We start from the raw sequence: 24,103 nt of genomic DNA, 5'->3' as shown, positions 1-24,103 counted from the left end.
TGGCGAGTTTGATAAAATCATGCTCGGTGAGTTGGTGGTTTTTTGGGGTCAGTTTAGGCATGGGGCGATTATAGCTTATTTATTTTTATTGGTATAATTTAAAAGTAAAGCCCATTCAAAAAATAGCCTTGCTGCGTTGGCTCCCTTGCTGTACGTGTGTACTGCCTTCGGCTCGCCACCTCGCCAGCTTACTTTTTTGAATGAGTATTAAACCATGCCGCTATAAAAAACAACGCGCCGTTTGCGCGGCGCGTTGTTGGTTTGCCGAGGTTTCAGACGGCCTTGAATCTTACCTAGGCCGTCTGAAGCCGGTGTTACACGTTTACTTTTTCGGCAACATCGTTGTAGCTGTCGATTTCGTTGAAGTTCATGTAACGGTACACTTCATCGCCTTTTTCGTTGATGATACCGATATTGGCTTGGTATTCCTCAACAGTGGGGATTTTGCCCAGCTTCGAGCAAATCGCCGCCAGCTCTGCCGAGCCGAGGTAAACAAAGGTGTTTTTACCCAAACGGTTGGGAAAGTTGCGGGTGGAAGTGGACATCACGGTTGCGCCTTCGCGCACTTGCGCCTGGTTGCCCATGCACAATGAGCAGCCGGGCATTTCCATGCGTGCGCCGCTGCGGCCGAGAATGCCGTAATAGCCTTCTTCGGTGAGCTGTTGCGCGTCCATTTTGGTCGGCGGTGCCACCCACAGGCGCACGGGGATGTCGCTCTTGCCTTCGAGCAGCTTGCCGGCGGCGCGGAAGTGGCCGATGTTGGTCATGCACGAGCCGATAAACACTTCGTCGATTTTGGTGCCGCTCACTTCCGACATGAATTTCACATCGTCAGGGTCGTTCGGGCAGGCCACGATCGGCTCTTTGATGTCGTCCATATTGATTTCGATAACGGCAGCGTATTCGGCATCTTGGTCGGCATCGAGCAGCTTGGGATCGGCCAGCCAGGCTTCCATCGCTTTGATGCGGCGCTCGAGGGTGCGCGGATCTTTGTAGCCGTCGGCAATCATGTTTTTCATCAACACAACGTTAGACTTCATATACTCGATAATCGGCGCTTCGTTGAGCTTTACGGTACAACCGGCGGCAGAGCGCTCGGCCGAAGCATCGCTCAATTCAAAAGCTTGTTCCACTTTTAAATCGGGCAGGCCTTCGATTTCGAGAATGCGGCCGGAGAAAATATTTTTCTTACCGGCTTTGGCCACGGTGAGCAAGCCTGCTTTAATGGCATAGAGCGGAATGGCGTTGACCAAATCGCGCAAGGTAACACCCGGTTGCAGCTTGCCGGAGAAACGCACCAGCACCGATTCGGGCATGTCCAGCGGCATCACGCCGGTGGCGGCGGCAAAGGCCACCAAGCCTGAGCCTGCGGGGAAGGAGATGCCGATGGGGAAGCGGGTGTGCGAGTCGCCGCCGGTGCCCACGGTGTCGGGCAGGAGCAGGCGGTTGAGCCATGAGTGGATCACGCCGTCGCCCGGGCGCAAGGCCACGCCGCCGCGGGTGGAGATAAATTCGGGCAGCTCTTTGTGGGTGCGCACGTCTACCGGTTTCGGGTAGGCGGCGGTGTGGCAGAACGACTGCATCACCAAATCGGCCGAGAAGCCCAAGCAGGCCAAATCTTTCAGCTCATCGCGGGTCATCGGGCCGGTGGTGTCTTGTGAGCCGACTGTGGTCATGCGCGGCTCGCAGTAGGTGCCGGGGCGCACGCCTTGGCCTTCGGGCAAACCGCAGGCGCGGCCGACCATTTTTTGCGCCAGCGAGAAGCCGGCTTGGGTTTCAGCCGGTGCTTGCGGCAGGCGGAATTCGGTGGAAGCGGGCAAGCCTAAGGCTTCGCGGGCTTTGGCGGTGAGGCCGCGGCCGATAATCAGGTTGATGCGGCCGCCGGCCTGCACTTCATCGAGCAGCACTTGCGATTTTAGCTCGAATTCGGCCACGGTTTCGCCGTTTTTCACGATTTTGCCTTCATAAGGCAGAATATCGACCACGTCGCCCATTTGCAGGGCGGCCACGTCTACTTCAATCGGCAGTGCGCCGGAATCTTCTTGTGTGTTGAAGAAAATCGGAGCGATTTTGCCGCCGAGGCACACGCCGCCGAAGCGTTTGTTGGGCACAAACGGAATGTCGTGGCCGGTGTGCCAGATCACGGAGTTGGTGGCGGATTTGCGCGAAGAGCCGGTGCCGACCACATCGCCGACATAGGCCACGAGGTTGCCTTTGGCTTTCAATTCTTCCAGCAATTTGATGGGGCCGATTTCGCCGGCTTTATCGGGCACAATGCCGTCGCGCGGGTTTTTCAGCATGGCCAGCGCGTGCAGCGGAATATCGGGGCGGCTCCACGCATCGGGCGCGGGCGACAAATCATCGGTGTTGGTTTCGCCGTCTACCTTGAACACGGTAACGGTGATTTTTTCGGGCACTTTTTCGCGGGAGGTAAACCATTCGGCATCAGCCCATGATTTCAGCACTTCTTGTGCGTGTTGGTTGCCTTTTTCGGCTTTTTCCTGCACATCGTGGAAGGCATCGAACATCAGCAAGGTGTGTTTGAGGGCTTCGGCGGCGATGGGTGCGAGCTTGTTGTTGTCGAGCAGCTCGATCAAAGGATGGATATTGTAGCCGCCGAGCATGGTGCCCAGCAATTCGGTGGCGTATTCGGGGCTGATCAGCGGGCTTTGCGCGCTGCCTTCGGCCACGGCTGCCAGAAATGAGGCTTTGACTTTGGAGGCGTCGTCCACGCCGGGCGGCACACGGTGTGCCAGCAGCTCAACCAGGAATTCGCCCTCACCGGCAGGCGGGTTTTTCAGCAGCTCCACCAAGTCGGCGGTTTGCTGGGCGGTGAGGGGCAGGGCGGGAATGCCCAGAGCTTCGCGCTCTGCGGCTGCTTTACGATAGGCTTCTAACATCTCTTTGTTCCTTTTGCGGTTTTTCTTCTGGGGGCTGACTGCGCATTGTAGTGTGCAGTAGTGCGGATATCATAAACCAAAAACGGGTAAATAGGAATCCCCTGCCGGCAATCTTTGTTTGGATGTAAAAGGCCGTCTGAAAGCGCTTTGTTGTTTAATGCCAAAGGTTTTCAGACGGCCTGTTGATGAGGTGGCGAATATTGTTTATATTGATATGAATGATTGCTTTTGCATGTGCCGGGAGCAATATCCAAAATGTGTTTGCCTGCATGAAGGCTGCATCAAACGCGTTCAGACAGCCTTGGCAGATGGGAGCGCATCAGCGCACAAAACGATACGCCACATCACGTATCACATTATCCCTGTCGGTAAGATAGGAATGGCGCGAGACACCGCCTTCCACCCGCTCTTGATAATGGTAAGTCAATACATTGTTGTTGCGGGTGGTGCCCGTGGGCACGCTGGTGACATAACGCTTATCTTCCAGCCAACTATATACACGGCCATCGGATACCTCTTCGATATAATCGGGTTCTCGCCCTTTTGCCCGGTATACCGTTTCAATGGGTTTGCCCACATAGCTTTGCCGGTCTATCGATTCCAGCAACCACGGCCCATCCGCGCAAGCCGTTAACAACAGGCACACCGCCCATATACCAAGCAGTTTATGCAAACAGCTTTTCATAACGACCCCTTTCATTTCAGCTTTGATTTTCAACATTAACCAATAGGAGTGTTCACTCTAACATCAACCCGTCGCCATTGTCACTTTTTCAATTTCGCCCAAGGGTTACCTATCATAGGCTGCCTGCATGATGCGGCTAGCTCAATAAATACAAACGTGTTGCCAACGCGGCGGCGGCAAAAGGCTATAATGCGTTTTTTGTAGCCGGAAACGGCGCTTTTTTGATGCTTTTGAAGTTTGTCGCTTGATGTGTGCGGCGGCTCTGAGGCAACATTTTTAAGGTTGGATTATGCTTTCATCTGCCCGCAGCCGGATTTCTACCGGCTTTTTATTATTTGCCATTATTGCGCTGGCGGCCAATTTGCGCACGCCGATTGTGGCGGTGGGGCCGGTGGTAGGCTTTATTCGTGAAGATTTAGGTGTGTCGGGCTCGTTTATCGGGCTGGTGGCGGCTTTACCCATGCTGGCGTTTGCGCTGTTTTCACCGTTGGCGGCACGGCTGGCGCGGCGCTTCGGTATGGAAAATGTACTGGTCGGCTCAATTGTGTTGCTGGTTGCGGGCATGATATTGCGCTCGGTGCTGCCCTCGGCTGTGCTGTTGTTGGCGGGCACAATGGTGATCGGGGCGGCGATTGCGATGGGCAATGTGTTGCTGCCGGCGCTGGCCAAGCGCAGCCTGCCTACGCGCGTGGGCTTGGTGGTGGGGGCAGTGTCGGCCACGATGTCGGTGTCGTCTATGGTGGCGGCGGCGGTGGCGGTGCCGTTGGCGCAATGGCAAAACTGGCGTTGGTCGTTGGGCATTTGGGCCTTGTTGGGGCTGGTGGCGCTGGCGGCTTGGCTGCGTATTCGTGCGCAAGGTGTGGTGAGTGCTGCGGATGAGCCGCAAGCGGTGGCGGGCGGGCTGAATGTGTGGCGTTCGCGCGCGGCTTGGTGTATCAGCCTGTTTATGGGCATTCAGTCGGTGATGTTTTATTCGATTGTGAACTTTCTGCCCTCGGTGTTGGTGGAAAAAGGCATGACGCCGCTGGCGGCCGGCGGCTACAGCTCGCTGTTGCAGGCGGCTTCGCTGGCGGGGGTATTGGCGGTGTCGGCGCGATTCGGCCGCAGCACGCACAAACAGCGGTTTTGTTTGCTGGCCTCGTTGCTGCTGCTGGCGGGCGTGGCGGGGGTGTGGTTGGGCACGCCGGGTCAGATGTGGCTGTGGGTGTCGCTGATCGGCATTGGCGGCTCGGGGGTGTTTTCGATTGTGTTGATGCTGTTTGTGTTGCGCACGCAGAGCATTAATGAATCGGCTTCTTTGTCGGGCATGGCGCAATCGGTGGGTTATTTGATTGCGGTGCTGGGGCCTTTGGGCATGGGGGTGCTGTATGACCACTTGGACTCATGGTCGGATGCGATGGCGGTGTTGGTGGCGCTGATGCTGGTGGAATGTGTGCTGGCTTGGTTTGCCGCGAGCCCGAAAACGCTGGCGCAAAGCAAGGCGGGCTGAGGGCTTTTCAATCATTTGTAAAATAATACCAATCCAAAAAAATAACCTAACTTCGTTGTCTTGCCTTGCCGTACTATTTGTACCGTCTGCGGCTCGCCGCTTTGCTAGCTTACTTTTTTGAATGGGTATAAAAAATGATTTACAGCAACACAGGCCGTCTGAAAGCTTTCAGACGGCCTGTGTTGCAGGTGCTTGTTTGATGATTAATTGCCGTTATCCGGGCGCGAGGCCGGGTCGGTTGAAGGCGGCAGCATCGGCAGCACGCGCACTTTTTCGGGCACATCGCCGGTGAGTGTGCCAAGGAAGGCCACGATATTGCCCACTTCTTCTTCAGGCAGGGCTTTGCCCAATTGCGCCTGCCCCATAATGGATACGGCTTTGTTGAGCTCCCACACGCTGCCATCGTAGAAGTAGGGGTAAGTCATGGCTACGTTGCGCAGGCCGGGCACGCGGAAAATATATTTGTCATCTTCGGCCTGAGTCACTTCAAAGCGGCCTTCGTCATGTTTTTTGCTGCCGGTGAATTTCCAATAAGGGCCGTCAACCAGGCCGAATTTTTGGAACGAATTGCCGCCAAGCGTGACGCCGGCGTGGCAGGCAATACAGCCGTTATCCATAAACGATTTCAAGCCTTTGCGCTCTTGTTCGTTGAGCGCGCTGATGTTGCCTTTGAGGTAATCGTCCCAACGGGTGGGCGTGAGCAGGGTGCGCTCGAAAGCCGCAATGGCATGGGTGATGTTGTCAAACGTGATTTGGCCTTTTTCATCGCCATACACGTCTTTAAACATTTTTTGATATTCGGGAATGTGGGCGATTTTGGCTACCACGGCTTCTTTGCTCGGCATGGCCATTTCCACCGGATTGAGCAGCGGGCCGCCGGCCTGCTCTTCCACGTCAACCGCGCGGCCATCCCAAAATTGGCTGCCGAGCAGGGCGGCGTTGAGCGCGGTGGGGGAATTGCGGCCGCCAAATAAGCCTTTATAGCCTTGGCTGGTGGGCATATTGTCCACGCCGTAGCTGGCCAGGTTGTGGCAGGAATTGCAGCTTACGGTGTTGCCGCGCGAGAGGCGCGGCTCATACCATAATTGCTGGCCGAGCTGGATTTGGCCTTCGGTGAGCGGCTGGGCGGCGTCGATTTCGGCGCGTGCCGGCAGCGGTTGGAAGATGCCTTGCGCTTTGGTAAGCAAGTCTTTGTCTTCAGCGCTGGCGCTGCTGTTGTCATATTGTGCCGGCGCTTGCGCGGCAGCGGAGGCGGCTTGCGGGGCGGGAGCTTGCTCGGCCGGTTTGTCTTGGCAGGCATTCAAAGCCAAAAGAGAAGCCAGTGCGAGGGTGCTGAGGCGGAAAGTGGTTTTCATGATGCGTTCCTTTATGCAATATACAAGCGTGAAAGCCTTAATGCGGTGTTGTTGTCTTTTTTATGGTGCGGCCGAGAAGTGATGAAGATATTGAAAACTCAACTATTTTTTCGGCTTACAGAAGCAAGTATAGAGGGCGTGGTTTAAAAAGGATTGCGCCAAATCAAATCATTGAGTGTGATAGTGGAAAGCTAATAACCCTATAGCTTGTGGCAATATTTAATAGATAGCAGACAGGCCGTCTGAAAAAGTGCGTCGCGCTTGCTTCTGGCGGGGCTTTGTTTTAAAGTTGGCGGCAATCTGCCAAAGTGAGAAAAACATGAAAATTACGGTAATGGGTGCCGGCGCCTGGGGCACTGCCTTAGCCATACATTTTGCCCGGCATGGCCACGATGTCACCATGTGGGCAAGAAACGCCCAGCATGTGCAAGATTTGGCGCAAGCGCGCGAAAATGCGCGCTATCTGCCGGGCTTTGCCTTTCCGGATGCTTTGCAAATGCAAGCCGATTTGGGCGCTGCGTTGCAAGGCTCGGAGCTGGTGCTGATGGTCACGTCCGTGGCCGGTCTGCGCGACAGCGCGCAGCGGCTGATTGAGCATAACGCCGGCCATCTGCCCGTGCTCACCGCCTGCAAAGGCTTCGAGCAAGACAGCGGCCTGCTCACCTTTCAGGTGGTGAAAGATGTGTTGCCCGATAATCCGTGCATCGGTGTGTTGTCCGGCCCCAGCTTTGCGCAAGAGCTGGCGCGGCAGCTGCCGTGTGCCGTGGTGCTGGCCTCGGAAAACAAAGCCTGGATTGAAGAGATGGTGCACGAATTAAACACCCAGGTGATGCGCCTTTACGGTAGCGAAGATGTGATTGGCGTGGCCGTGGGCGGCGCCGTGAAAAACATCATGGCAATTGCCACCGGCCTTTCAGACGGCCTCGAATATGGCCTCAATGCCCGCGCAGCCTTGGTCACGCGCGGCCTGGCTGAAATCACCCGCTTGGCCGTGGCGATGGGTGCACAACCCAAAACCATGATGGGGCTGGCCGGTGTGGGCGACCTGATTCTCACCTGTACCGGCGCGCTCTCGCGCAACCGCCGCGTCGGCCTCGGTTTGGCCGAAGGCAAAGAATTGCACGAAGTGCTCAAAGAAATCGGCCATGTGTCGGAAGGCGTGAGCACCATCGAAGAAGTGTTCAACAGCGCTTGCAAATACCAAATCGATATGCCCATCACGCAAACGCTGTTGCAATTGCTGCGCAAAGAATTAACCGCCGAGCAAGTGGCCGAGCGCTTGATGGAGCGTGAAGCCCGATTTGAATAAACGCTGGCGCAAAAGCGTGTAAAGGCCGTCTGAACGCATTCAGACGGCCTTTGTTGACAGCGCCGCATCCTGCCCTTATGCTTGCCGGCATACCCATTAAGGTGCGGCATTATGAATCAGTCTTTGGAAAAACTGGAAGTCAGCGTTTACCGGCTGGCGCAAAAATTTGAAACCGTGGTAAGCGAAAACAAACGCTTGCACGAAGAAATAGGCCGTCTGAAAAACGAGCAGGCGCAGCAAAAAAACGAACATCAGGCCGCGGTAGACGAATTGAGCGAAGCGCTGCTGGTGCAAGTGGGCAAGCTGAAAGAAGATTTGCAAAGCAAAATCGACACCCTGCTTGCTGAAAACCACAGCCAGCGCGAATTGCTGGGCAGCAGCGCCGAGCGCATCCGCGCCCTGCTGCTGCGTTTGCCGCAAGAGGCGGCTGCCGAAGAGGAGGACAATCAATGAGCAGCGAGCAAATCAGCATCACCATTATGGGGCGCGCGTTCAATATCGGCACCCCGCCCGAGGAGAAAGCCACGCTGCTGCAAGCGGTGGATATGCTCAACCAGAAAATCAATGCCATCAAGCAGGGCGGGCGCATTATCGAAACCGATAAAATCGCCATTATGGCTGCACTCAACGTGGTGCACGATTTATTGAAAATGTCGATGAAAGATGATTTGGCAATCGGCGAATTTGAGCGTAAAATAACAGACATGGCAGCGGTGTGCGACAAGGCTTTAGCCAAGTTGCCGCCCGGCCAGTAAAGCTTCTTTTCCCTGCGGTGTGCGTGAAGGCATATATTCCTTTGAACCAATACGTTCGCTTTAGGTTGCCGGGAGTGCAGTGGGCGTGAGCGTTTGCTTGCAGATGCACCCGAAACTGCCCGAGGTGACCACCTTGTCAGCAAGGTTCAAGCGGATCGAGGCCCGAACGGCATCTGCGGGGATTCCCATTTGAAAAAAAAGCACCGCCAAAACGGTGCTTTTTTCATGACGGCATACTTGAAATGCAACACTTTTGTAGTCATCGCGCCGCCGTGGCGGCGAAATATTTCCGACTGCCCGAATTTAATTGACAGAATATCAAATCATCTCTAAAATCGGCAGCTTTCTATATATTTGTTTGGACTCCTCCTTATGAAAACCTTTTCAGCTAAACCGCACGAGGTGAAGCGCGAATGGTTCGTCATCGATGCTCAAGATAAAGTTTTGGGTCGCGTTGCCGCCGAAATCGCTCACCGTCTGCGTGGCAAACACAAACCCGAATACACTCCGCACGTTGACACCGGCGATTACATTATCGTTATCAATGCCGACAAACTGCGCGTAACCGGCAATAAAGCGCTGGATAAAAAATACTACCGCCACTCAGGCTATCCCGGCGGCATCTACGAACGCAACTTCACCGAAATGCAAGAGAAATTTCCCGAGCGCGTTTTGGAAAAAGCCGTTAAAGGCATGTTGCCCAAAGGCCCCTTAGGTTACGCCATGATTAAAAAGCTGAAAGTGTATGCCGGTGCCGAGCACGGCCACGCTGCCCAACAACCCAAAGTTTTGGAAATCTAAGGACACGACATGAACGGTAAATACTACTACGGCACAGGCCGCCGCAAAAGTTCAGTGGCTCGTGTGTTTCTGCAAAAAGGCACCGGCCAAATCACAGTAAACGGCCGCCCGGTTGACGAATTTTTCGCCCGCGAAACCAGCCGCATGGTGGTGCGCCAACCTTTGGTGCTGACCGAAAACGGCGAAGCTTTCGATATTAAAGTCAACGTGGTTGGCGGCGGTGAAACCGGCCAATCAGGTGCCATCCGCCACGGCATCACCCGTGCGCTGATTGACTATGATGCCGCATTGAAACCGGCTCTGTCACAAGCCGGCTTCGTTACCCGCGATGCGCGTGAAGTGGAACGTAAAAAATTCGGCTTGCGCAAAGCCCGTCGCGCCAAACAATTCTCGAAACGTTAATGATTTGTTGTTTCGCAAAGCCCCGCACGATGCGGGGCTTTTTATTGTGCCTTTGCGGGCTTGTCGCAAAATGACGGCATAGGGTATCAAATTTCGTTGTTTTGTGAAAATAAATGCAAGGAACGTGGGCGCCAGGCAAGCGACGTGTATGATTGAAGCCGTTGCCGCAAAGCGCGCAATGGCGCGGTTTATCAGGCTTTGCGGTTGTTTTCAATAGTGTATCGGGAGGAAAAAATGGGTTGGATTGTTACCATTATTGTGGGTTTTATTGTGGGTGTGTTGGCTAAATTGCTGCACCCGGGCAAAGACGATCTGGGCTTTATTATGACCACTTTGCTGGGCATTGGTGGTGCGCTTTTGGCCGGTTGGGTAGGCCAGGCAGCGGACTGGTATGAGGCAGGCCAACCGGCCGGCTGGATTGCCTCTACGATTTTCGCAGTGATTATTTTGGCGATTTACACGCGCGTGATTAAGAAATAATTGCCGAAGGTGAGTGTGAAAAAGCAGGCGTATGCCTGCTTTGTTATTGGTTTTTCAGACGGCCTTTTTAACCATGCGTAAAAAAATCGTTTATTGGATCAAGCAAGTCGCCCAAACTTTGGTTATGGTGGCTTTGCTGGCTTTTGCCGTGGATTGGTACCGCCGCCCGGTGCAGCCGGCCGGCATGGCGGATGCGCCGGTGCATACTTTATCGGGGCGGCATACTTCGCTGGCCGAGCTTTCAGACGGCCAAACGGTGGTGGTGTATTTCTGGGGTAGCTGGTGCGGCATTTGTCGCTATACTTCGCCCGTGGTCAACCGGTTGCACCAAGCCGGTGTGCCGGTGCTGGGCGTGGCGCTGCGCTCGGGCTCGCCGCAAGAGGTGGGCGCTTATATGCAGCGCCAGCAGTTGCATTTCGATAATGTGAATGATGAGCGCGGTGTGTTGTCGCAGCAATGGCAGGTGCAGGTTACGCCGACTGTGGCGCTGGTGAAAAACGGGCGTTTGATTCACAGCACTTCCGGTGTAAGCAGCTATTGGGGCTTGCGCAGCAGGATATGGTTGGCGGATCAATGGCATTAAATGATGATAATGGTATTAAATGATGATATTGATGATGCCGAAAGGCCGTCTGAAGCTTTCAGACGGCCTATAAGCTAATGATAGCCAAGGATATAAGTTTCTGAATATGCTGCTGTTTGAATGTGCAATTTATGTTGGTGGTAATGGTTAAATAGGCATCAGGCCGTCTGAAAACCAAAAAAAGCACGCATGTGTTTGCGTGCTTTTTGATAAAAGGCCGGGCGCTTAGGCCAAAGGTTGAAGCAGCTTTTCAAAGGCATCGGAAAATTGTTGCAGGCCGTCTTGTTGCAGGCGCTCGGCCAAGGCTTCCAAGTCGATGCCTAATTTGCCGACTTCAGCCAATTGCGCGAATGCCTCTTGGGTGTTGTCGGCCAGCGTGGCTTTGGCGGTGCCGTGGTCGATAAAGGCTTGCAAAGTGGCATCGGGCACGGTGTTGACGGTGTGTGCGCCAATCAGGCTGTCAACATAAAGCGTGTCGGGATAGGCCGGGTTTTTCACGCCGGTGGAGGCCCACAGCAGTTGCATGCGGTTGGCGCCTTTTGCGGCCAGTCCGGCAAATTCAGGGCTGCTGAAGAATTTTTCCCAATCATCGTAAGCGGCTTTGGCCAAAGCGATGGCCACTTTGCCTTGCAGTGCTTCGGGCAGGGTGGCATCCAGCGCGTTGTCGATGCGCGACAAGAAGAAGCTGGCCACCACTTGAATGCCGTCTACCGGCTTACCCTCGGCCAAGCGCGCTTCGAGGCCGCGCACATAGGCGGCATAGGCTTTGAGGGTTTGGGCGCGCGAAAACAGCAGGGTGAGGTTGATGCTGAGGCCGTCGGCCACCAATTGCTGCAGCGCTTCCACGCCGGCATCGGTGGTGGGCACTTTGATTAACACGTTTTTACGGTTGATGGCTGCGTGCAGGCGGCGGGCTTCGGCCACGGTGCCTGCCGCATCGTGCGCCAGCTCGGGCGATACTTCAAGGCTGACAAAGCCGGTTTTGCCGCCGCTGGCTTCGAATTCGGGCAGGCACACATCGCAAGCGGCCTGCACATCGGCAATGGCCAGCGTTTCGTAGCGTTGTTTGGCGGTGAGGTTTTGCTGTTTGAGGGCGGCGATTTCGTCTGCATAAAGTGCATCGCCCGCAAAGGCTTTTTGGAAAATGGCCGGGTTGGAGGTGACACCGCACACGCCTTGCTGCAACATTTTTGCCAATTCGCCGCTTTGAATCAGCGAGCGCGAGAGGTTGTCCAACCAGATTTGTTGTCCTAAAGCTTTAACGTCCGATAAAATAGTCATCTCTGAAACCCTTTATTAATGATGGTGTGGGATTTGAAATCCTACCCCGAAATCACTGGTTTGAATAGAGCCGGCAGGAAATAACATGGGAAATACAATGCAAAATCAATATACAGAATGGGCGCGGCAAGTGCTGAGCACGGAAGCCGAAGCTTTGCAGGAAGTGTCGCGCGGGCTGGATGAGGCTTTTGTGCAGGCCGTTGAGGCGATTTTGCATTGCCATGGGCGCGTGGTGGTGATGGGGATAGGTAAGTCCGGCCACATCGGCCGCAAAATCGCCGCCACCATGGCCTCCACCGGCACGCCGGCTTTTTTCGTGCATCCGGCCGAAGCCGCCCACGGTGATTTGGGCATGATTGTGGATGGCGATGTGGTGGTGGCTTTGTCCAATTCGGGCGAGAGCGATGAAGTTACCTCGATTCTGCCGGCCTTAAAGCGCAAAAATGTGCAACTGGTGTGCATCACGGGGCGCCCGCATTCCACCATGGCGCGTTATGCCGATATCCACATTACCTGCACGGTGTCGCACGAAGCCTGCCCTTTGGGCTTAGCCCCCACTTCCAGCACCACAGCCATGCTGGCGCTGGGCGATGCGCTGGCGGTGGTGTTGCTGCAGGCGCGTGAGTTTACCTTGGCCGATTTTGCGCTCAGCCATCCGGCCGGCAGCTTGGGAAAGCGCTTGTTGATACGGGTGAAAGACTTGATGCATAGCGGCGATGAATTGCCTGCCGTGGTCGAGGGCACACTATTGAAAGACGGCATCGTGCGCATGAGCGAAACCGGCTTGGGCATGTTGGCGATTGTAAACAAACAAGGCTGCATCAAAGGCATTTTCACCGACGGCGATTTGCGCCGCCTGTTTCAAGGCCGCGATGATTTTACCGGCTTGTTGGTAGAAGAAGTGATGCATCCGGGCCCGCAAACCATTTCGCCCGATAAGCTGGCCACCGAAGCGCTGAAGCAGATGCAGCAATCCCGGGTGAGCGGCTTGCTGGCCGCCGATGAAAACGGCCGCTTGGTCGGTGCGCTCAATATGCATGATTTACTTAAAGCGCGTATTATCTGAAAGCGCTTAACCTTTTTTAGTGGCAATCTGTTCAGACGGCCTTATATAATGCAGAGGCCGTCTGAAAACCTTTGCCGGAGAAAACGCATGATGACTTTATCCCCTGATGTGCAAGCGCGCGCCGAGCGCATCAAGCTTTTGATTATGGACGTGGACGGTGTGCTCACCGACGGCCATATTTATATCCGCGACAACGGCGAAGAAATCAAATCGTTTCACACGCTCGATGGACACGGCTTGAAAATGTTGCAGCAAAGCGGTGTGCAAACTGCGATTATCACCGGCCGCGATGCCCCCTCGGTGGGCATTCGGGTGGAGCAGCTGGGCATTAATCATTATTACAAAGGCATACACGACAAAAAAGCCGCTTATGCCGATTTGCGCGCCAAAGCCGGCGTGGCGGAACATGAATGCGCCTTTATCGGCGATGATGTGGTGGATTTACCGGTGATGGTGCGCTGCGGCCTGCCTGTGGCCGTGCCCGAAGCACACGATTTTACCTTGCGGCACGCCGCTTATATCACACGCAAAAGCGCTGGCAAGGGCGCGGTGCGCGAGCTGTGCGACCTGATTATGCAGGCGCAGGGCACGCTTGATGCAGCCTTGAATGAGTATATCAAATGATTAAAAAATGGCGCAGCGGCTGGCTTTTTCCCCTGATATTGGCTATCTGCCTGGGCGGCTTGAGCGCTTGGCTCGGGCGCATCAGCGAGCTGGATATCGAAGAAGTGGCGCTCAATCCCAACGAGCCGCAATATGCCATGGTCGATATCGACGGGCGGCGCTTTGATGGAACAGGCCGTCTGAAAGAAAACCTCAGCGCCGAGAGCGCTTGGCAGATGCCCAAAAGTGATGATGTTTATTTTGACCAACCGCAGCTTGTGCTTTATGGCGCCGGCCAGCGGCTCTATGACGTCAAAAGCGAAGAAGCCCGCTATAATACCGACACCCGCCAAGTGTTTTTCGAAAAAAACGTGGTGCTCACCAAAGCAGCTGATGCCCGTCGGCCTGCCGGCGTGCTGAAAACGGCCAGCCTACTGGTGGACACGCAAACCGAAACTGCCTCAACCGATGCGCCGGTGGCCTATCAATACGGTGATTCGCACGGCACGGCCAAGGGCGTGCAATATAACCACCAGCAAGGTTTTTTAAACCTGCCCTCCCGAGTGAAAGCCATTATTTATGACCCCAAAAATCCTTAATGCCGCGCTGTTGGCTGCTTTGTTGGCCGCCGCGCCGGCTTTTGCGCTTGAGAGCGACCGCAGCCGCCCGATTGAAATCGAGGCCGATCAAGGCTCGCTCGATCAGGCTAACCAGGTCACCACCTTCAGCGGCAATGTGGTGATCAAACAAGGTTCGCTCAATATCCGCGCCGCCAGCGTGCGTGTGTCGCGCGATGGCAAAGGCCAGCAAGTGATGAGCGCCAGCGGCAGCCCGGTGCGCTTCGGCCAAACGCTCGACGGCAATAAAGGCACGGTAAACGGCCAAGCAAACCAAGTAGAATATTCATCGGCCACCGGCATTGTGAAGCTCACCGGCAATGCCCGTGTGCAGCGCGGCGGTGATTTGGCCGAAGGCGCCAGCATTGTTTACAACACCCGCACCGAAGTGTATACCGTCAGCGGCAGCAAAGCGGCCGGCGGCAAAGGCGGCAAACGGGTTACCGTGGTGATCCAGCCGACCAAATAGCTTGTTAGCAGGCCGTCTGAACGCACACACAACTGTTTCAGACGGCCTTAAATCTCATACCCATATCATCAGAGCCTTGCCCATGACAACTCCGCACAGCCGACTGAATGTCCAACATCTGCAAAAAAGCTTCAAAAAGCGCCAAGTGGTGAAAAATTTCTCGCTCGAGATCGAAAGCGGCGAAGTGGTGGGGCTACTCGGCCCCAACGGCGCGGGCAAAACCACCAGCTTTTACATGATAGTCGGCCTGATTGCCGCCGATGGCGGCAGCGTGATGCTGGATAATCGCGAAATCCGCCATCTGCCCATTCACGAGCGCGCCCGCTTGGGCTTGGGCTATCTGCCGCAGGAAGCATCGATTTTCCGAAAAATGACGGTGGCGCAAAATATTCGCGCTATTCTCGAAATCCGGTTGAAAGATAAAAAGCAAATCGATGCCGAGCTGGAGCGCCTTTTGGCCGACCTCAATATCGAGCGCCTGCGCGACAGCCCGGCGCCTTCGCTTTCCGGCGGTGAGCGCCGGCGCGTGGAAATCGCCCGTGTGCTGGCCATGCAGCCGCGTTTTATCCTGCTTGATGAGCCGTTTGCCGGCGTCGATCCGATTGCGGTTATCGATATTCAGAAAATCATTGAATTTCTCAAAACACGCGGCATCGGCGTGTTGATTACCGACCACAATGTGCGCGAAACCCTGCGCATTTGCGACAGAGCCTACATCATCAGCGAGGGCACCGTGCTCGCCTCGGGTGTGCCCGAAGAGCTGGTGGGCAACGAGCAAGTGCGCGCCGTGTATTTGGGCGAAAACTTCGATTATTGATAGGTAATGATGAGCGGCCAGAACTTTCAACTCAAGCTCAAGCAAACCCAGCAGCTCAGCCAGGGCTTGCAGCAATCGCTGCGTGTGCTGCAAATGTCGGGGCTGGAGCTGGAGCATGAAGTGGAAGAATGGCTGCAAGACAACCCTCTGCTCGAGCGCAGCGAAGCGCCCGAAGGCAGCCCCGAACCGGAGCGCATTTCAGCCGCCATTTCAAAAACCGGCCAAGTGGGTGGCGATGATGCAGAAGATATTTGGGCCACCATCGCTGCTGAAGAAGATTTTTTGAGCTATCTGCACAATCAAGTGTGCGAGCATCCGCTCAGCCGCGAAGAAGCCGCCCGCGTGCACATTTTGATTGATTCACTCGATGAGCAAGGCTATCTCACCGACAGCTTGGCCGATATCATTGAACACACGCCGCTTGAATGGATGCTGGATGAAGAAGATATGCAGGAGGCGCTCGACCGACTGCAAACCTTCGACCCGCCCGGCGTGGCCGCAGCCACGTTGAACGAATCGCTGCTGCTGCAATTGCAGCGCCTGAGCGCTTCGCCCGAGCGCCGCTGCGCCGCCAAAATCATCATGCAGCATTTGGAAGAATTGGGCAAAAGCCGCACCCAAAACCAGCAAAAACTCAAACGCAAACTGCCCGATTTCGAGGCCGATATCATTGAAGCGGCGCTCTCGCTGATTGCCACGCTCAACCCTTATCCTGCTTATGGCTTTGCCACGGCGGAGCCCACGGCTTATGTGCAGCCTGATGTGTGGGTGCGCGAGTATGCCGGCGGCTGGCGGGTGATCGGCAATGAAAAAGCCTGGCCGCATGTGCGGCTCAATCATGAATATTGCGCATTGCTGAAAGAGAGCCGCAATGTCGGCCAAGTGTGGAAAGACAAATTAAGTGAGGCGCGGCAGAAAATCGACAGCCTCGAGCACCGCAAAAGCACGGTGCTGCGCTTGGCTGAATACATTGTTGAGCGGCAAGAAGATTTTTTCATTTTCGGCGAAATCGGCCTCACCCCCATGCTGTTGAAAGAGGCAGCCGCCGAGCTGGGTGTGGCGGAAAGCACGGTGTCGCGCGCGGTGAACCACAAATATTTGGCTTGCCCGCGCGGCGTGTTTGCGTTACGCTATTTCTTCACACAAGCTGTGGATGCCGGGGAAGACGGCGAGGGCACGAGCCAGAGCGCGGTGAAGGCCATACTGGCGCAATTAATCAGCGATGAAAACAAACAAAAACCTTATTCGGATGAAGCTTTAAGCCGATTGTTGCAACAGCAGGGCATCGACATTGCCCGGCGCACGGTGGCCAAATACCGCGAAGCTTTGAATATTCCGCCGGCACACCAACGCAAACCTTAGAATAATATTTGAGCACAAAATTTGTCTCGAGCAGGCTGTTTCAGACGGCCTGAAAACCCCAACCGAAGGAGTGTTATTATGAACCTGAAAATCACTGGTCTGAATTTTGATGTTACCGAAGCCATTAAAAAACATGTCAGCAGCAAGCTAGAGCGCATCAGCCGCCATGCCGACAACGTGATTTCCGTAACCGTTACCCTTTCGGTGGAAAAACTCAACAATAAAGCAGAAGCCGATGTGCATTTGGCCGGCAAAGATTTGCACGTGGAAACCGTAGAAAGCGATATGTATGCTGCTGTGGATGTGCTGATGGACAAGCTCGACCGCGCCGTGTTGAAACATAAAGAAAAGCGTAACGATGTGCGCGCCACCGCCGCACCGGCACCTGTGGAAGAAGCCTGATCGGCCTTTGTACCCAAACAAAATGTACCCAAACCAAAAGCCCCTTTGAGGGGCTTTTGGTTTGGGTGGTTTAAATGGAGAGGCCGTCTGAAAGAAGTTTCAGACGGCCTCTTTGTCGGGCTGGGCATATCTGTGCGCACGATAATACCAATTCAAAAAATAAGCTAACAAGGCGGCGAGCTGCAGACAGTACAGATAGTACGGCAAGGCGAGCCAACGAAGTTAGGTTATTTTTTTGGATTGGTATAAGACCTGTTTTCGTGTTTGCCCGCTCTATTTTACGCACAAAACTTAGCGTTTGACGCCGCTTAAGCAGGCCCAGCCGTTGTCGGTTTGGGCGGGATCGAGGTCAAACCATTGGCCGTAGATTTCGCTCATTTCGTCTATCTGCTCTTCCAAAATGCCTGAGAGCACGATGCGGCCGCCTTGGCGGGTGCGCCCGGCGAGCATTTCGCCCAGCATGCGCAAGGGGTTGGCGAGAATGTTGGCCACCACGATATCAAACCGGCCTTCGGGCAGGGCATCGGGTAGGTGGAAATGGGCGGGCACTTGGTTTTGGGCGGCGTTGTCGTTGCTGGCGCGGATGGCTTGCGGGTCGATATCAGCGCCGGTGGCGCTGCCGGCGCCGAGCTTGAGCGCGGCAATGGCGAGTATGCCGGAGCCGCAGCCGTAATCGAGCAGGGATTCGCCGCCTTTGAGGTTGCGGTCGAGCCATTGCAGGCACAGATGGGTGGTGGGGTGGCTGCCGGTGCCGAAGGCTAAGCCGGGGTCGAGCTGCAGATTGACGGCACCGGCATCGGGTGCTTCGTGCCATGAGGGCGTGATCCACAGGCGCTCGGAAATTTTAATCGGGTCGAATTGCGATTGGGTGAGGCGCACCCAATCTTGTTCGGGCAAAAGCTCCACGCTGTAGGCGGGTACATCGATGCCGGTTTGTGCGGCGGCGGCGGTGATGATGGGGGCGATATCGGCTTCTTCGGCAAAAAGGGCAATCACTTTGCTTTGCAGCCACAGCTGCTCGGTGGGCATGCCCGGCTCGCCGAAAATGGCTTGCTCATCGTTGGTGCCGGCATAGGCGTCTTCAATGGCGGCAGAGAGGGCGCCGTGCTCCATCAGCGCATCGGAAAGGCGCTCGGCGATGTGTTCGGTTACGGCAATGGTGGCTTGTTGGTAAGACATGGGCGCTTTCTGTGTGCGGCCGTTGGATGCGCATTCGAAAAAAATAACAATCCGGCTGCGTTGGCCGGTTTGCCTTTTGAATGGGGTGAAAAAAGATTCAGACGGCCTGATTAATAAAATGATGTGAATATTCTAATGGATATGTGTGGATTGCAAAAGGCCGTCTGAAGGTTTCAGACGGCCTGCGGTGCAAAATGTTTAACCGTTTTGCTTGGCTTTGCGTGCTTCCAGCCATTTTTCCAGATAATGGATGCTCACGCCGCCTTCTTGGAAGCCGGGGTCGGCAAAAAGGTCGCGGTGCAGCGCGGTGTTGGTTTTGATACCGGTGATGGCCAGCTCGGCCATGGCCACGCGCATTTTTGCCATGGCTTGCTCACGGGTTTTGCCGTGCACGCAGATTTTGCCGATTAGGCTGTCGTAGTTGGGCGGAATACGGTAGCCTTGGTAGATGTGGCTGTCGACACGCACGCCGAAGCCGCCGGGCAGGTGGCAGCTTTCAATCAGGCCGGGGCTGGGGATGAAATTATAAGGGTCTTCGGCGTTGATGCGGCATTCAAACGCATGGCCTTCGAGAATGATGTCTTCCTGCGCGTATTGCAGCGGCAGGCCGCTGGCCACGCGGATTTGCTCTTGCACGATGTCGACACCGCTGATGAGCTCGGTGACGGGGTGTTCGACTTGCACGCGGGTGTTCATTTCGATAAAGAAGAATTCGCCGTTTTCATACAAAAATTCAAACGTGCCGGCGCCGCGGTAGCCGATGCGTTTGCAGGCATCCACGCAGGCTTGGCCGATGGCTTCGCGCTCGGCTTGGGTGATGCCGGGCGCGGGCGCTTCTTCGATTACTTTTTGGTGGCGGCGCTGCATCGAGCAATCGCGCTCGCCCAGGTAAATGGCGTTGCCGTGCTCATCGGCCAGCACCTGGATTTCCACGTGGCGCGGCTTTTGCAGATAGCGCTCCATATACACCATCGGGTTGCCGAAGGCGGCACCGGCTTCGGTTTTGGTCATTTCCACCGATTTGAGCAAGTCTTCTTTTTTCTCGACCACGCGCATGCCGCGGCCGCCGCCACCGCCGGAGGCTTTGATAATCACCGGAAAGCCCACTTGGTCGGCAATGCGCAGGATTTCGGCGTCGTCATCGGGTAGAGCGCCTTCCGAGCCGGGCACGCAGGGCACGCCGGCTGCAATCATGGCGTGTTTGGCGGAAACTTTGTCGCCCATCAGGCGGATGGTGTCGGCGCGCGGGCCGATAAACACAAAGCCCGATTGCTCCACTTGGTCGGCAAAATTGGCGTTTTCGGCCAAAAAGCCGTAGCCGGGGTGAATGGCATCGGCGCCGGTTACTTCGGCGGCGGAAATGATGGCGGGAATATGCAGATAACTTTGCGGAGAAGGCGCGGGGCCGATGCACACCGATTCATCGGCGAGCTTCACATGCAGGCTGTCGCGGTCGGCTTCGGAATGCACGGCAACGGTGGCGATGCCCATTTCGCGGCAGGCGCGCAATACGCGCAAAGCGATTTCACCGCGGTTGGCAATCAAAACTTTTTTCAACATAAGGCTTCTTTCAGAATGATTTCTGACAAGGTTTCAGACGGCCTTTTGTGTGTTGGAATAAAAAGGCCGTCTGAAAGATTTATTCGATAATAAACAGCGGCTCGCCATATTCGACCGGCTGGCCGTTGTCAACCAGAATGGCTTTCACCACGCCGGATTTTTCGGCTTCGATTTCGTTCATCAGCTTCATGGCTTCGATAATGCACAAGGTGTCGCCGGCTTTAACGTTTTGACCCACTTCCACAAAAGCAGGTGAGGCGGGGCTGGGTGCGCGGTAGAAAGTGCCGACCATCGGTGATTTTTGGGCATTGCCCAAATCGGCGGCGGGCGCGGCAGCAGGAGCGGGCGCGGCCGCTACGGGCGCGGCGGCCACCGGTGCGGGTGCGTGGGCCAAGGGGGCGGGGGCGGCGTAAAGGGCTTGCGGCGCAGCGGCCATCGAGCGGGTGATGCGCACTTTTTCTTCGCCTTCGGTTACTTCGATTTCGGCGATGCCTGATTCTTCAACCAAATCGATCAGTTTTTTCAGTTTGCGTAAGTCCATTTGAATATCATCCTTTGGTAGGGGTGCGAGAGCGGCATGTTGGCCGCTTGATTCAGCGAAATAGGGGAATAAAAACAGGGGAAACCGGGAAACCCGGCCGGAATATGAAGCCTGTGCTTGGGAAATGGTGATGGCGTATTTTGGCGAAATTGCTGTTAAATGTCTAGCAAAATATCAAAATCAGGCGGTTTTGGCTGCAAAAGAAGCAGTTCGGGCGCGCCGCCGGCTACTTTAAATCGGTTAAAGAGTATTTATTCTAAAGGCTTTGCGGGGTGTGGCGGCAAAATGCACTGAATAATAATAAGTAGGCTGTGCGGGCAGGCCGTCTGAAAAAGAATGTGCGTATAATAGCGCTTTTTTTGAACACAGCTGAAAAACCATGCAACTTGCCGATTTTGATTTTAACCTGCCCGAACCCTTGATTGCCCAGCATCCGCCGGCGGTGCGCGGCAGCAGCCGTTTGTTGGCCGCTTTGCCCGACACGCCGATAGCCGACAAAATGTTTGCCGATTTACCCGATTGGGTGCAGCCGGGCGATGTGCTGGTGTTTAACAACACCAAGGTGATGAAGGCGCGCCTGTTTGGCCAAAAAGAGAGCGGCGGCAAGATTGAGGCGCTGATTGAGCGGGTGGTGGATGCACACACGGCGCTGGCGCATGTGCGTTCGTCAAAATCGCCCAAGCCGGGCACGCAATTGGTGTTTGAGGGCGGCATCGAGGCCACAATGCTGGAGCGGCAGGGCGAGCTGTTTTGCCTGCGCTTTGCCGGCAGCGAGAGCGTGTATGAATTGCTGGCGCGCCACGGCCATCTGCCGCTGCCGCCCTATATCGAGCGCGCGGCCGATGATGAAGACGACAGCCGTTATCAAACCGTGTATGCCAAGCACCAAGGTGCGGTGGCCGCGCCCACGGCCGGCCTGCATTTCACCGATGAATTGCTGGCGCAATTAAAGGATAAGGGCGTGCACATGGCCGAGGTAACGCTGCATGTGGGCGCGGGCACATTCCAGCCTGTGCGGGTGGATAATATCGCCGAGCACAAAATGCACAGCGAATGGTATGAAGTGCCGCCGCAAGTGGTGGCGTTGATTGAGGCGGCCAAGGCGCGCGGCAATAAGGTGTGGGCGGTGGGCACCACGTCGATGCGGGCGCTCGAATCGGCGGCGCGTGCCAGCGGCCGCTTGCAGGCGGGCGGCGGCGACACGGATATTTTCATCACGCCGGGCTATCGTTTCAAGGTGGTTGACCGGCTGATTACCAATTTTCATCTACCCAAATCCACGCTGCTGATGCTGGTGAGCGCTTTTTCGGGCACGGCGCACATCCGCGCGGTGTATAACCATGCGATTGAGCAGCAATACCGTTTTTTCAGCTATGGCGATGCGATGATTTTGGGCTTGTCGGAATAGGTTTGAGTGGGTGATATAGTGGAATGCAAGAAAAAGTTATACAAAACTACGCGCCATAACGGAGTAGGTTAGGTTGTCAAACCCAACGTTTCAAACGGCATGAGACCTTTGCAAAACCAGATATCTGTCGCACCCGCGTAGGCGGGTGCCCAGCGCAAAGCAGCGCTTTGCTTGTCTCACACTTTTCTGAAAATGATAAACGCCCTATAAAATCAAATATTTGATTTCTCATATTTTGATGGTGCCTACCTGTCCGACAACTGAAGCTGCGCTTCAGACTGGGCTCCTGCCTACGCAGGAGCGACGGAAAGGGCGTTTTGTAAAGGCCTCGGCATGTGGGCTTGTTGGGTTTTCAACCAACCAGCCCGTTGTGTCACTTTTTTAGGCATTCTACTATAGCATTCAAAAAAATACGCTTATAAAGAGATAAGCTACAAACAAATAGATAAGTTAGGTTGGGTTGCTAAGACCGTAAGCCGATGTTTGCTTTTCAACAGATTGATTTGATAAAGTCGTTTGAGTTTTGTTGAGGTGCGCCGAAGGCCGACACAGCCTGAGCAGATAGCGCCCAAGTGATTCTTATTTTGTATGATTGTTTTTGTGATTGATATAAGCCATAAAATCATACGCAAGCCAAAAATAAGCTTATCGCGTTGTCTGGCCAATGCCGTGTGTGATAATTGGAAACAAGGCCGTCTGAAAGGTTTTCAGACGGCCTTTGTTGCTATTTAAGTGAAATAAAAGAAAAAGTTACACGAAACTGTATTCTGCAACAGTGCAGGTTGAATTGATAAACCCAAGGTTTCAGACGGCCTGTGGATTTGTTGGGTTTGCTATCCGCCGCATCACTTTTTTTATGCATGCCATTATATCAAACAAGCTGAAGATTGTAGAAGGTGCGTGGCTGAGACGCGTGCTTCATACCTGCTTGTATCATTTTTTATTTGAAATTCGAAGCAAAGGCCGTCTGAAAGGTTTTCAGACGGCCTTTGCTTCGAATATTTATAAAGGCTTATTTATTTGAATCGGTATTAAAACAGGTTTTCAGTCGGGTCGCCGTTTGGTGCGGAAGCAGGTGATGCGGCCGGTTGCGAAGCAGCGGAAGCAGCGCTCTCCGGTGCGGGCTGTGCAGGCGCAGCAGCGGGGGCTTCCGGCTTGGTGGCTTCTTCATCCACTTCGATTTCGCTGCCCGGGGGCAACACTTCATCCCGCACCGGAGCGGGCTTGGGAATGGCTTTGGGCTGGGTGTAGCCGGCTGAGCCGCTGGTCCAGGCCACCGATTTTAAGGGGCCTTTCACTTTCACGCCGGCGGCGCAGGTGAGGCAGTTTATCATGCCGGAGCGGTTTTTCAGCACGGCATCGATGCGCTTGGTGTTCACCGTTTTGCCGTGCGCTTTTGCCCAAGCGGTGATGCTTTTGCGCAGAGTGGCGGTGTCGAGGTTTTTCTGGTTATAAGGGTCGCGGTAGGCGGCCAGCCACAAATTGTTGTTGGCATCCACATTGAGCGCAGCCATTTGGTAAATCACCGAAGCGGGCGAGCCGGTGGTGATGGTTTTGGCAAATTCCATGGCATCGGGCGATTTCATGCGCACACAGCCGTGGCTGCGCACACCGGGCACGCTGCTGGGCGCGTTGGTGCCGTGAATGCCGAGGCCGAGCTTGGGTTCGCCCATGCGCACAAACACGGGACCCAGCGGATTATTGGGGCCGGGCGGAATGGTTTTCACGCCATCGTTGCGCTCTTTCTGGATGCTGCGGGGAATATGCCAAGTGGGATTAAACGCTTTCACGCCGATTTTGTGTTCGCCCAAATTGGTTTGCGTCATCGCCTTGCCCACGGCCACGGGATACACTTTGGTGAACTTGCCGTTGGTGTAAAGAAAAAGACGTTGTTGCGGAATGTTGATCACAACATGTTGGCCTTGCGATACAGGCGGAAAGTCGGGGAGCGGTGTGTTTGCGTATGCTGCGGCACCCATGCCGAGGGTGAGCAGGCCGAATCCTAAATTTTTCATTTTTCTGATAAATGGGCAGTATGA

At 55.0% G+C, this 24,103-nt stretch carries 24 protein-coding genes and 1 other RNA gene; 17 read left to right on the top strand and 8 right to left on the bottom strand.

The genetic code is table 11. The annotated features are described in order from the left end of the window. Positions 1–314: 314 nt before the first annotated feature. Both acnB and EV680_RS08790 read right to left on the bottom strand, forming a co-directional pair. Positions 315–2,900 (bottom strand): bifunctional aconitate hydratase 2/2-methylisocitrate dehydratase, encoded by a 2,586-nt coding sequence (gene acnB, locus EV680_RS08795; RefSeq protein ID WP_132954369.1) that lies wholly within the window; start codon positions 2,898–2,900, stop codon positions 315–317. Between the two features lie 319 nt (positions 2,901–3,219). Continuing rightward, complete coding sequence (locus EV680_RS08790) at positions 3,220–3,621, bottom strand: hypothetical protein (RefSeq protein WP_132954368.1); 402 nt, start codon at positions 3,619–3,621, stop codon at positions 3,220–3,222. A 253-nt stretch (positions 3,622–3,874) separates the two neighbouring features. Here EV680_RS08790 and EV680_RS08785 point away from each other — a divergent pair, with 253 nt between their 5' ends. Beyond that, the gene (locus tag EV680_RS08785) at positions 3,875–5,074 is read left to right on the top strand and encodes an MFS transporter (RefSeq protein WP_132954367.1); all 1,200 of its coding nucleotides are present in this window, start codon (positions 3,875–3,877) and stop codon (positions 5,072–5,074) included. Positions 5,075–5,277: 203 nt separating this feature from the next. On the opposite strand, the gene EV680_RS08780 is transcribed toward EV680_RS08785, so the two are convergent. Further along, entirely contained in the window at positions 5,278–6,429 is a 1,152-nt protein-coding gene (locus EV680_RS08780; protein WP_132954366.1) for a cytochrome-c peroxidase, read from the bottom strand. Between the two features lie 319 nt (positions 6,430–6,748). On the opposite strand from EV680_RS08780, the gene EV680_RS08775 reads away from it, so the two are divergent. The 8 genes from EV680_RS08775 to EV680_RS08740 all read left to right on the top strand — a co-directional run bounded on the left by EV680_RS08775 (position 6,749) and on the right by EV680_RS08740 (position 10,759). Next, positions 6,749–7,738 carry an NAD(P)H-dependent glycerol-3-phosphate dehydrogenase gene (locus EV680_RS08775; RefSeq protein ID WP_132954365.1) on the top strand — a complete coding sequence of 330 codons (990 nt, stop codon included), beginning with the start codon at positions 6,749–6,751 and terminating at the stop codon, positions 7,736–7,738. Between the two features lie 111 nt (positions 7,739–7,849). Further along, positions 7,850–8,191, top strand: a complete 342-nt coding sequence (locus EV680_RS08770) for a hypothetical protein (RefSeq protein WP_132954364.1) — start codon at positions 7,850–7,852, stop codon at positions 8,189–8,191. Continuing rightward, a complete protein-coding gene (locus EV680_RS08765; RefSeq protein ID WP_132954363.1) occupies positions 8,188–8,493 on the top strand; it encodes a cell division protein ZapA in 306 nt (101 codons plus the stop codon). Before EV680_RS08770 ends, EV680_RS08765 begins: the two co-directional genes overlap by 4 nt. A 6-nt stretch (positions 8,494–8,499) precedes the next feature. Further along, positions 8,500–8,679, top strand: a non-coding RNA gene (gene ssrS / locus EV680_RS08760) — 6S RNA. Between the two features lie 186 nt (positions 8,680–8,865). Then, positions 8,866–9,294 carry a 50S ribosomal protein L13 gene (rplM, locus tag EV680_RS08755; protein ID WP_047759909.1) on the top strand — a complete coding sequence of 143 codons (429 nt, stop codon included), beginning with the start codon at positions 8,866–8,868 and terminating at the stop codon, positions 9,292–9,294. Between the two features lie 9 nt (positions 9,295–9,303). Next, positions 9,304–9,696, top strand: a complete 393-nt coding sequence (gene rpsI / locus EV680_RS08750) for a 30S ribosomal protein S9 (RefSeq protein WP_132954362.1) — start codon at positions 9,304–9,306, stop codon at positions 9,694–9,696. Between the two features lie 234 nt (positions 9,697–9,930). Continuing rightward, a complete protein-coding gene (locus EV680_RS08745) occupies positions 9,931–10,176 on the top strand; it encodes a GlsB/YeaQ/YmgE family stress response membrane protein (protein WP_132954361.1) in 246 nt (81 codons plus the stop codon). Between the two features lie 73 nt (positions 10,177–10,249). After that, on the top strand, positions 10,250–10,759 hold the full coding sequence (locus EV680_RS08740) for a protein disulfide oxidoreductase (protein WP_132954374.1): 510 nt from the start codon (positions 10,250–10,252) through the stop codon (positions 10,757–10,759). Positions 10,760–10,984: 225 nt separating this feature from the next. On the opposite strand, the gene tal is transcribed toward EV680_RS08740, so the two are convergent. Next, positions 10,985–12,040, bottom strand: a complete 1,056-nt coding sequence (tal, locus tag EV680_RS08735; RefSeq protein WP_132954360.1) for a transaldolase — start codon at positions 12,038–12,040, stop codon at positions 10,985–10,987. 97 nt (positions 12,041–12,137) lie between these two features. Here tal and EV680_RS08730 point away from each other — a divergent pair, with 97 nt between their 5' ends. From EV680_RS08730 to hpf, 7 genes are all read left to right on the top strand, one after another. Beyond that, a complete protein-coding gene (locus tag EV680_RS08730) occupies positions 12,138–13,106 on the top strand; it encodes a KpsF/GutQ family sugar-phosphate isomerase (RefSeq protein ID WP_132954373.1) in 969 nt (322 codons plus the stop codon). A gap of 87 nt (positions 13,107–13,193) precedes the next feature. After that, positions 13,194–13,730, top strand: coding sequence for a KdsC family phosphatase (locus tag EV680_RS08725; protein ID WP_132954359.1), 537 nt, complete (start codon positions 13,194–13,196; stop codon positions 13,728–13,730). Continuing rightward, positions 13,727–14,308 (top strand): LPS export ABC transporter periplasmic protein LptC, encoded by a 582-nt coding sequence (lptC, locus tag EV680_RS08720; RefSeq protein ID WP_132954358.1) that lies wholly within the window; start codon positions 13,727–13,729, stop codon positions 14,306–14,308. Before EV680_RS08725 ends, lptC begins: the two co-directional genes overlap by 4 nt. Continuing rightward, positions 14,289–14,795, top strand: a complete 507-nt coding sequence (gene lptA, locus EV680_RS08715; protein ID WP_132954357.1) for a lipopolysaccharide transport periplasmic protein LptA — start codon at positions 14,289–14,291, stop codon at positions 14,793–14,795. The genes lptC and lptA overlap by 20 nt, the downstream gene beginning before the upstream one ends. An 82-nt stretch (positions 14,796–14,877) precedes the next feature. Further along, positions 14,878–15,612, top strand: a complete 735-nt coding sequence (gene lptB, locus EV680_RS08710; protein WP_132954356.1) for an LPS export ABC transporter ATP-binding protein — start codon at positions 14,878–14,880, stop codon at positions 15,610–15,612. 9 nt (positions 15,613–15,621) lie between these two features. Continuing rightward, positions 15,622–16,974: an RNA polymerase factor sigma-54 gene (gene rpoN / locus EV680_RS08705; protein WP_132954372.1), complete on the top strand. Its 1,353-nt coding sequence runs from the start codon at positions 15,622–15,624 to the stop codon at positions 16,972–16,974. Between the two features lie 78 nt (positions 16,975–17,052). Beyond that, positions 17,053–17,376 carry a ribosome hibernation-promoting factor, HPF/YfiA family gene (gene hpf / locus EV680_RS08700; protein ID WP_132954355.1) on the top strand — a complete coding sequence of 108 codons (324 nt, stop codon included), beginning with the start codon at positions 17,053–17,055 and terminating at the stop codon, positions 17,374–17,376. Between the two features lie 291 nt (positions 17,377–17,667). Here the strand turns inward: hpf and prmA are convergent, their stop codons facing one another. The 3 genes from prmA to accB form a co-directional block, all read right to left on the bottom strand. Next, a complete protein-coding gene (gene prmA, locus EV680_RS08695; RefSeq protein ID WP_132954354.1) occupies positions 17,668–18,555 on the bottom strand; it encodes a 50S ribosomal protein L11 methyltransferase in 888 nt (295 codons plus the stop codon). Between the two features lie 198 nt (positions 18,556–18,753). Then, positions 18,754–20,115, bottom strand: coding sequence for an acetyl-CoA carboxylase biotin carboxylase subunit (accC, locus tag EV680_RS08690; RefSeq protein WP_132954353.1), 1,362 nt, complete (start codon positions 20,113–20,115; stop codon positions 18,754–18,756). A 79-nt stretch (positions 20,116–20,194) separates the two neighbouring features. Next, positions 20,195–20,656 (bottom strand): acetyl-CoA carboxylase biotin carboxyl carrier protein, encoded by a 462-nt coding sequence (accB, locus tag EV680_RS08685; RefSeq protein WP_132954352.1) that lies wholly within the window; start codon positions 20,654–20,656, stop codon positions 20,195–20,197. A 379-nt stretch (positions 20,657–21,035) separates the two neighbouring features. Here accB and queA point away from each other — a divergent pair, with 379 nt between their 5' ends. Continuing rightward, a complete protein-coding gene (gene queA / locus EV680_RS08680) occupies positions 21,036–22,064 on the top strand; it encodes a tRNA preQ1(34) S-adenosylmethionine ribosyltransferase-isomerase QueA (RefSeq protein ID WP_132954351.1) in 1,029 nt (342 codons plus the stop codon). A gap of 1,031 nt (positions 22,065–23,095) precedes the next feature. On the opposite strand, the gene EV680_RS08675 is transcribed toward queA, so the two are convergent. Continuing rightward, complete coding sequence (locus EV680_RS08675) at positions 23,096–24,079, bottom strand: L,D-transpeptidase (protein WP_132954350.1); 984 nt, start codon at positions 24,077–24,079, stop codon at positions 23,096–23,098. Positions 24,080–24,103 lie beyond the last annotated feature (24 nt).

This window comes from Uruburuella suis (assembly GCF_004341385.1).
Lineage (GTDB): Bacteria > Pseudomonadota > Gammaproteobacteria > Burkholderiales > Neisseriaceae > Neisseria > Neisseria suis.
The sequence above is the reverse complement of the archived record's forward strand: the minus strand, read 5'-3'. Positions and strand labels throughout refer to the sequence as shown.

Bases quoted from the DNA above. Each gene is read 5' to 3' on its own strand.
- acnB (WP_132954369.1), bottom strand. From the start codon at position 2,900: ATGTTAGAAGCCTATCGTAAAGCAGCCGCAGAGCGCGAAGCTCTGGGC.
- EV680_RS08790 (WP_132954368.1), bottom strand. From the start codon at position 3,621: ATGTTGAAAATCAAAGCTGAAATGAAAGGGGTCGTTATGAAAAGCTGT.
- EV680_RS08785 (WP_132954367.1), top strand. From the start codon at position 3,875: ATGCTTTCATCTGCCCGCAGCCGGATTTCTACCGGCTTTTTATTATTT.
- EV680_RS08780 (WP_132954366.1), bottom strand. From the start codon at position 6,429: ATGAAAACCACTTTCCGCCTCAGCACCCTCGCACTGGCTTCTCTTTTG.
- EV680_RS08775 (WP_132954365.1), top strand. From the start codon at position 6,749: ATGAAAATTACGGTAATGGGTGCCGGCGCCTGGGGCACTGCCTTAGCC.
- EV680_RS08770 (WP_132954364.1), top strand. From the start codon at position 7,850: ATGAATCAGTCTTTGGAAAAACTGGAAGTCAGCGTTTACCGGCTGGCG.
- EV680_RS08765 (WP_132954363.1), top strand. From the start codon at position 8,188: ATGAGCAGCGAGCAAATCAGCATCACCATTATGGGGCGCGCGTTCAAT.
- rplM (WP_047759909.1), top strand. From the start codon at position 8,866: ATGAAAACCTTTTCAGCTAAACCGCACGAGGTGAAGCGCGAATGGTTC.
- rpsI (WP_132954362.1), top strand. From the start codon at position 9,304: ATGAACGGTAAATACTACTACGGCACAGGCCGCCGCAAAAGTTCAGTG.
- EV680_RS08745 (WP_132954361.1), top strand. From the start codon at position 9,931: ATGGGTTGGATTGTTACCATTATTGTGGGTTTTATTGTGGGTGTGTTG.
- EV680_RS08740 (WP_132954374.1), top strand. From the start codon at position 10,250: ATGCGTAAAAAAATCGTTTATTGGATCAAGCAAGTCGCCCAAACTTTG.
- tal (WP_132954360.1), bottom strand. From the start codon at position 12,040: ATGACTATTTTATCGGACGTTAAAGCTTTAGGACAACAAATCTGGTTG.
- EV680_RS08730 (WP_132954373.1), top strand. From the start codon at position 12,138: ATGCAAAATCAATATACAGAATGGGCGCGGCAAGTGCTGAGCACGGAA.
- EV680_RS08725 (WP_132954359.1), top strand. From the start codon at position 13,194: ATGATGACTTTATCCCCTGATGTGCAAGCGCGCGCCGAGCGCATCAAG.
- lptC (WP_132954358.1), top strand. From the start codon at position 13,727: ATGATTAAAAAATGGCGCAGCGGCTGGCTTTTTCCCCTGATATTGGCT.
- lptA (WP_132954357.1), top strand. From the start codon at position 14,289: ATGACCCCAAAAATCCTTAATGCCGCGCTGTTGGCTGCTTTGTTGGCC.
- lptB (WP_132954356.1), top strand. From the start codon at position 14,878: ATGACAACTCCGCACAGCCGACTGAATGTCCAACATCTGCAAAAAAGC.
- rpoN (WP_132954372.1), top strand. From the start codon at position 15,622: ATGAGCGGCCAGAACTTTCAACTCAAGCTCAAGCAAACCCAGCAGCTC.
- hpf (WP_132954355.1), top strand. From the start codon at position 17,053: ATGAACCTGAAAATCACTGGTCTGAATTTTGATGTTACCGAAGCCATT.
- prmA (WP_132954354.1), bottom strand. From the start codon at position 18,555: ATGTCTTACCAACAAGCCACCATTGCCGTAACCGAACACATCGCCGAG.
- accC (WP_132954353.1), bottom strand. From the start codon at position 20,115: ATGTTGAAAAAAGTTTTGATTGCCAACCGCGGTGAAATCGCTTTGCGC.
- accB (WP_132954352.1), bottom strand. From the start codon at position 20,656: ATGGACTTACGCAAACTGAAAAAACTGATCGATTTGGTTGAAGAATCA.
- queA (WP_132954351.1), top strand. From the start codon at position 21,036: ATGCAACTTGCCGATTTTGATTTTAACCTGCCCGAACCCTTGATTGCC.
- EV680_RS08675 (WP_132954350.1), bottom strand. From the start codon at position 24,079: ATGAAAAATTTAGGATTCGGCCTGCTCACCCTCGGCATGGGTGCCGCA.